Source organism: Vulcanococcus sp. DEBay_Sum29NL08_54 (assembly GCF_017859255.1).
Classification (GTDB): domain Bacteria; phylum Cyanobacteriota; class Cyanobacteriia; order PCC-6307; family Cyanobiaceae; genus Vulcanococcus.
Map to the genome: position 1 here is coordinate 1 of NZ_JAFMNJ010000055.1, position 6292 is coordinate 6292.

Annotated in this window: 7 protein-coding genes and 1 pseudogene; 3 read left to right on the top strand and 5 right to left on the bottom strand. The window is 65.5% G+C overall.

Annotation, left to right across the window (positions count from 1 at the left end):
* Together QZ186_RS10975 and rdgB are read left to right on the top strand one after the other, a co-directional pair.
* Window positions 1-697: pseudogene (locus QZ186_RS10975) on the top strand (phosphoglucomutase/phosphomannomutase family protein); the annotation flags it as partial.
* Window positions 697-1299 (top strand): RdgB/HAM1 family non-canonical purine NTP pyrophosphatase, encoded by a 603-nt coding sequence (gene rdgB / locus QZ186_RS10980; RefSeq protein WP_296416804.1) that lies wholly within the window; start codon window positions 697-699, stop codon window positions 1297-1299. The pseudogene QZ186_RS10975 and the gene rdgB, both read left to right, overlap by 1 nt.
* Here rdgB and QZ186_RS10985 read toward each other — a convergent pair.
* The 5 genes from QZ186_RS10985 to fabI form a co-directional block, all read right to left on the bottom strand.
* Entirely contained in the window at window positions 1284-1985 is a 702-nt protein-coding gene (locus QZ186_RS10985; protein ID WP_296416806.1) for an SIMPL domain-containing protein, read from the bottom strand. The genes rdgB and QZ186_RS10985 overlap by 16 nt on opposite strands.
* A gap of 93 nt (window positions 1986-2078) precedes the next feature.
* Entirely contained in the window at window positions 2079-2375 is a 297-nt protein-coding gene (locus QZ186_RS10990; RefSeq protein ID WP_296416808.1) for a YciI family protein, read from the bottom strand.
* Window positions 2375-3817, bottom strand: a complete 1443-nt coding sequence (locus QZ186_RS10995; RefSeq protein ID WP_296416811.1) for a carotenoid oxygenase family protein — start codon at window positions 3815-3817, stop codon at window positions 2375-2377. The genes QZ186_RS10990 and QZ186_RS10995 overlap by 1 nt, the downstream gene beginning before the upstream one ends.
* Before the next feature lie 55 nt (window positions 3818-3872).
* Window positions 3873-4481 carry an imidazoleglycerol-phosphate dehydratase HisB gene (gene hisB, locus QZ186_RS11000; RefSeq protein ID WP_296416814.1) on the bottom strand — a complete coding sequence of 203 codons (609 nt, stop codon included), beginning with the start codon at window positions 4479-4481 and terminating at the stop codon, window positions 3873-3875.
* A gap of 24 nt (window positions 4482-4505) precedes the next feature.
* Entirely contained in the window at window positions 4506-5285 is a 780-nt protein-coding gene (gene fabI, locus QZ186_RS11005; protein ID WP_010314422.1) for an enoyl-ACP reductase FabI, read from the bottom strand.
* Between the two features lie 103 nt (window positions 5286-5388).
* Between fabI and QZ186_RS11010 the strand changes: the two genes are divergently transcribed.
* Window positions 5389-6292, top strand: a 904-nt coding sequence (locus QZ186_RS11010; protein WP_296416817.1) for an FAD-binding domain-containing protein, incomplete at its 3' end; no start/stop codon positions are given.

Here is a 6292-nt window from a genome sequence, read left to right on the forward strand (position 1 = left end):
GGCCGTGGGCATCGTCTTTGACGGGGATGGCGATCGCATTGCAGCGGTGGATGAACACGGACGTTTCTGCAGCACCCAGCTGCTGATGCCCCTATTCATTGATCACCTGGCCCGAGCTAAGGGGCTGAGCGGTTCGGTGGTGAAAACCGTGAGCGGATCTGATCTGATGCAACTGGTGGCCGAAGACCTGGGCCGTCCAGTGCTCGAGAAGGCCGTGGGCTTCAAATACATCGCCGCTGAAATGCTCAGCAGTGACGTGCTGGTGGGCGGCGAGGAATCAGGCGGTGTTGGCTTCGGAAGCCACCTGCCGGAGCGCGATGCCCTCTACGCGGCCTTGCTCTTAATCGAGGCCCTGGTGGAGGGGGGCCAACCCTTGGGCGTTCGCGTCAGTGCCTTGCAGGAGCGCTGCGGCGGTGCCGCGGCCTACGACCGCCTGGACCTACGCCTCAAGGACATGGCCACCCGGCAGCGGCTGGAGGACTTCCTCGCCAGCACCCCGCCAAAGGAGGTCGCCGGATCCCCTGTTCAAGAGGTGATCACCACCGACGGAGTGAAACTGCGCCTCGGCCCCAGCCACTGGCTGATGCTGCGCTTCTCCGGCACCGAGCCCCTACTGCGGCTCTATTGCGAAGCCCCGAGCGAAGCGCGTGTGGCTGAAGTGCTCGCCTGGGCCCGCCAACTGGCCGAAGCAATCTGATGACCACCCTGGTGATCGCCAGCGGCAACGCCGGCAAGGTGCGTGAGTTCGCTCAACTCCTGGAGGGCCTGGGCCTCGACACCCAACCCCAGCCCGAGGGCATTGAGGTAGAGGAAACCGGCGACACCTTTGCGGCCAACGCCCGCCTCAAGGCCGAGGCCGTGGCACAAGCGACAGGTCAGTGGGCCCTGGCCGACGATTCCGGCCTCAGCGTCGATGCCCTCGGCGGCGTCCCAGGAGTGCACTCAGCCCGCTACGCCGCCACCGATGCAGCACGCATTGAACGGCTCCTACAGGAGCTGAATGACGCGGGCGCCATCGACCCGGCGGCCCGTTCCGCACGCTTCACCGCCGCCTTGGCCCTCGCTGACCCCAGTGGTCGTGTGGTCCTTGAGGTGGAAGGTCACTGCCCAGGCCAAATCCTGATGGCATGCCGAGGCGATGGCGGCTTTGGCTACGACCCCGTCTTCTATGTGCCGGAAGTACAGCTCAGCTTTGCGGAGATGCCCAAAGCGCTTAAGGCCGAAGTGGGGCATCGGGGCCGCGCCTTCGCAGCCCTAAAACCCCAACTGCAGGCCCTGCTGGCTCAAGAGAGGCAGTAATCCAACGCCAGGCTCACCGAGTTGCGAGGAGCCGGGGCTTCCTCTGGGTTGAAGCTGGCCGAGAGGGCGCGGTTGTAGGGCATCGGCCTTGGCCCATAGCCGCCACGCTGATTAATCCGCAGCAACTGAACCCTGCGCAGCCCAAGGGCATCGGCCGTGGCCTGGGCCTGGCGCTTGCCGTCGGCCAAGGCCTGGCGCATCAACTGAGCCTGCACTGTTTCCGCACTACCGCTCGCAGCCAGCGACGTGAAGCCACGCAGGCTCACCCCAGGCAACGTGCCTGCTGCCTTGATCAGGGCGTCGTAGTTGCCCTTACTGACCTCTCCCGAGACATTGGTGCTGGCCCGCTGCCGCCGAGGCCCAGCGCTGCCGCCACCAATGGCATAGGTGCGCGGTGCAGGAATCGTCATCCGCCCGCTCACCAGTGGGGTCAAGGCTGTGCGCAACCGCTCAAGTCGGGAACTGATCTGCTCCATCGCCTCGGCCTTCGTTCCTGCCTCGGCATCAAGGCCGAGGTTGAAGCGAAAACGGTCAAAGGCGGTGGTGCCGCTTTGGCTGACCTGCAGTTGATAGAGGGTGCCGCCGCAGCGATCACCACCCCCTGCCTGGGCGGGTTGGATCAGCGCCAGAGGGGAGAGGGCAGGAATCAGGCAGAAGCCCAGGGCGGCGGATCGAAGGCTGAACATGGCTCAGGGGGCTGATCACTCCTGTCTACGGGCAATCCACGAGGCAGCAACAACCGGATCAAGCCACACCTGCGACCAAATCCAACTGGCTGCTCAGATCACCCCCAGATCACCCACCGCAGGGCGCCATTGCTGCAGCGTCCACTCCACCCCGCCACTGAGCACCATCGGGTCCTGCTGGATCAACGCTTCGGCTTCGCTGTAGTCCCCGGCCTTCAGCAGCAACAACCCACCGCCTCCAGGCCGACCCTCACCATCCACCAAGTAGCCGCTGCTGAGCACCTGACCTTGGCCACGCAGCTGCTCGACCCAGCGGCGATGGGCCTCGAGATGGGGCTTCATCTCGACGTAGGACCGCAGGAAGCGCTCGGTTTTGACAAACCAGGGCATCAGGCCTGGGCCCAACTCCCATGCAGGCCGTGGGGCACCGCCAGAGGGAGCTCCAGCACCGCCACCTCCGCCAAGCTGGCTGCATCCAGGATCACCAGATCACTGGCACAGCGGGCGCCGTTCCAGACCAGGCAGAGCACCCAGCCGTCGTCCTCGGCCGTGGCACCGGGGCGGGGCACCATCAGTGGCTCGCTGACAAAGCCACGGGGCGCCGCGCTCCAGACCCGGCCCGCTCCGGTGCTGAGATCCAGCTTTTTGATCGCCTGCAGGGGGTCGTTGCCGCGCTCCCGCTCCGCCACGGCCATCCAGCTGTAGCGGGCCTCCAGGCCCTGCCGCTCGGGGTTGACCATCGCGAACTCGCAGGTGCGCGACTCGAGCACTTCGGTGCTGACAGCACCGCTCTCGAGATGGATACGGCAACGCACCAGTTGCCCCTCTGGAATCGACTCAAAATCGACCTGGCGGAAGTCCACATCCGGACCGATCGAGGGGAAGTCGTCGTAGTAGATCGAATCCACCACCAGCTCCTCGCCGTCTTCAAAGGCATTGAGGTGGTGGAAGACAAAGCCCTCAGGAGCAGGGATCTGCAGCGGTTTGCCCTCTCCGCTGCGGGGAATCAGCCAAAACTGCCCTTTCTCGCCAGGCTTTGAGCTGAGGCACTGGGCGGCACCCTTCTGGCCGATGACAAAGCCCGTCGGATTAAAGGCGACGGCGTTCTGCAGGAAGACCGCCCAGTTCGGGGTGATCGCGAAGTCATGCAGAAAAGCAAAGCCCTTGAAGCTGTGGCGGCTATCGGCCAGGAGCGCTCCGGTGCTGGAGAACTCCATCAGCCGAATCGTGCTGCGGGGACCGGCCTTCACGCCAAAGGTCACCATCCGAGGCTCGCCATGGTGGCCTGGGTCAAAGCGGGGATGGGCACTGAAGGCCTCACCGGGCTTGAGCAACCCATCCAGCCGGCTTAGGCCGCGGGTTTCCAGGGTCTCAGGGTCCAGCGCATGGGGTTCGGCGGCCTCCCACAGGGCCAATAGCTGATCCCCCAGCCGCACCACATGGGTGTTGGCGATGTTTTTCAGACGCAGGTCAAAGGCATTGGCGGCAATGCCGCCGGGCTTCTGGGTGCCAAAGACACCTCGGTAGAGGAATTTGTCCGCCTGCTCCTCGGCCTCAAAGCCCTCGGTGCGCACAAAGCGATTGCGCAGCTGGACCTGACCTCCCTCAAACCGCAGGGCGGTGATCATGCCGTCCCCGTCAAAGGGGTGATGCACCCACTGACCACCCCGCTCCAACCGGCCGGGACCATTCCGATACAAGGTGCCCTCGAGCTCAGCTGGAATCGCGCCCCGGGCTGCGGTCAGCGCGACGCCATCAAGCTCGACGCCAACATTGCGGAAGGCGCTGGCCCAATCGGAGCGGTCGTAGCCGAGAGCGGGGGCGACGGTCATGGGCAAAGACGCTGAGCGACGCCGCCATCATCGCGTAACGGAGTGTTAAGCGGGCCTAGGCGCCCGCGCGCTCCAGCACGCCCTTGCTGCTGGGCACCGCTCCGGCGCGGCGCGGATCCACCTCGGTGGCCTGGCGCAGCGCCCTCGCAAACGCCTTGAAGCAGGCCTCAACGATGTGGTGTGAATTCACCCCATCCAGCTGCCGGATGTGCAGGGTGAGGCCGGAGTTATTCACCACGGCCACAAAGAACTCTTTAACCAGCTCGGTGTCGTAGCTGCCGATCTTCTGAGCGGGGATCTGCAGGCCAAAGCTCAGGTGCGGGCGGCCGCTGCAATCGAGGGCCACCTGCACCAAGGCCTCATCCAGGGGCGCCACAAAGTGACCGAAGCGATGAATCCCGCGCCGGTCACCGAGGGCCTGGGCCAGGGCCTGACCCACGGCGATCCCCACGTCCTCATTGGTGTGGTGATCGTCGATGTGGGTGTCACCCACGGCATTGATCTCCAGATCCACCAGCCCGTGGCTGCTGATCTGATGAAGCATGTGATCGAGGAAGGGCACGCCCGTGCTGGCGCTGCACTGGCCCGTGCCATCGAGGTTCAACTTGACGCGCACATCGGTTTCACCGGTGACGCGATGGATCTCGCCCGTGCGCATGGTCATGCCCTCCTCAGCTCAGTCTGCCGCTCACATGCCGGTGATGCAGTACCCGGCGTCGACATAGATGGTCTGGCCGGTGATGCCGGAGGCCAGGTTGCTGGCGAGGAAGGCCGCGGTCCCGCCCACTTCGTCCTGGGTGACGGTGCGGTGCAGGGGAGCCTTCTCTTCGACGTTGTGGATCATGTCGAGGATGCCGCCGATGGCCGAGCTGGCCAGGGTGCGGATCGGGCCGGCGCTGATGGCGTTCACGCGCACCTGCTTCTCGCCCAGCTCAGCGGCCAGGTAGCGCACTGAGGCTTCCAGGGCGGCCTTGGCCACGCCCATGACGTTGTAGTTGGGGATCGCGCGCTCAGCACCGAGGTAGCTGAGGGTGATCACACTGCCGCCTTCGCTGAAGAGCGGCTTGGCGTGCTTGCAGAGCGGTGCCAAGGAGTAGGCGCTCACCTCGAGGGCACGGGCAAAGCCCTCGGGAGAGATGTTCGAGTAGTCACCGATCAGCTCGTCCTTACCGGCGAAGGCCAGGCAGTGCACCAGGACATCGATCTGGCCCCACTGCTCCTTGACCTTGGCGAAGACCGCTTCGATCTGAGCGGGGTCCTGCACGTTCAGGGGCTCGAACAGGGTGGGGGCCAGGGGAGCGGTCAGCTCACGCACCTTGCCTTCAAAGCGCCCCTTGTCATCAGGCAGATAGGTGACCCCGAGCTCGGCGCCAGCGGCGTGCAGCTGCTGGGCGATGCCCCAGGCGATCGACTTGTTATTGGCGATGCCGGTGACCAGGGCCTTCTTACCGCGCAGATCGAGGAGCATGAAACGGGCGCTTGCGTTGCGGTGATTCTCACCCAGAAGGCGCCAGACGCCAGGATCACTGGACCCCAAGTCGCCATCGTTGGCTAGCCCCACCCCGCGCGGAGTGCCCCTGAACTGGGAGGAGCACCCCGGTGATCTCCCTCGTCAATTCAGCGACCGCAGCGCACTCGAGTGCACGCTGCAGCAGCTCTTCCCCGAAGCCAGCGGCAGCCTCAGCCCGATCCAGGGCGGACGCAGCCAGGCGGATGCTCTCCTGCGCAGGGTCCAACCCGAGCGCTACGCCAAGGCCCGCAACTTCCTCAGCGGCCCCGTCACCCGGCTCTCGCCCTACATCCGCCACGGGGCCATCAGCCTGGCGGAGGTGCGCGATGCCGTTTTCGCCCGCACCAAGCAGCGGCAGGCCAGCGAGAAGCTGATCAATGAGCTGGGCTGGCGGGACTACTGGCAGCGGCTCTGGGAGCAACTGGGCGATGGGATCTGGAGCGACCAGGAACCGCTCAAGACCGGCCATCACCCCGGTGCCTATGCACCGGAGCTCCCCGCCGACATCACCGAAGGCCGCACGGGGCTGGCCTGCATGGATGGCTTCAGCCAGGAGCTGCAGCAGACGGGCTGGCTGCACAACCACGCCCGGATGTGGCTGGCGGCCTACGTCGTCCACTGGCGGCGCATCCGCTGGCAGGCGGGCGCCCAGTGGTTCCTGCGCCACCTGCTGGATGGGGACCCGGCTAGCAACAACCTCAGTTGGCAGTGGGTGGCCAGCAGCTTCAGCCACAAGCCCTACTTCTTCAACCGCTCCAACCTGGAGCGCTACAGCGATGGCCGCTACTGCCAGGACTGCAGCCTGAGCGCCAAGGGCTGTCCGTTTGAAGCCAGCTACGAGCAGCTCGAGCAGCGCCTGTTCCAGCAACAAGCCGCGATCCGCGAGACGGGCGATCGCACGAGCCGCCGACAGCGCCCCTCGAGCTCCAAAGCCTCCGCCTTCAGCCGTCCCGCCAAGCCCAACC

What these genes read in the sequence shown, in the direction of transcription:
- rdgB (WP_296416804.1), top strand. Translation starts at nt 697, where the DNA reads ATGACCACCCTGGTGATCGCCAGCGGCAACGCCGGCAAGGTGCGTGAG.
- QZ186_RS10985 (WP_296416806.1), bottom strand. Translation starts at nt 1,985, where the DNA reads ATGTTCAGCCTTCGATCCGCCGCCCTGGGCTTCTGCCTGATTCCTGCC.
- QZ186_RS10990 (WP_296416808.1), bottom strand. Translation starts at nt 2,375, where the DNA reads ATGCCCTGGTTTGTCAAAACCGAGCGCTTCCTGCGGTCCTACGTCGAG.
- QZ186_RS10995 (WP_296416811.1), bottom strand. Translation starts at nt 3,817, where the DNA reads ATGACCGTCGCCCCCGCTCTCGGCTACGACCGCTCCGATTGGGCCAGC.
- hisB (WP_296416814.1), bottom strand. Translation starts at nt 4,481, where the DNA reads ATGACCATGCGCACGGGCGAGATCCATCGCGTCACCGGTGAAACCGAT.
- fabI (WP_010314422.1), bottom strand. Translation starts at nt 5,285, where the DNA reads ATGCTCCTCGATCTGCGCGGTAAGAAGGCCCTGGTCACCGGCATCGCC.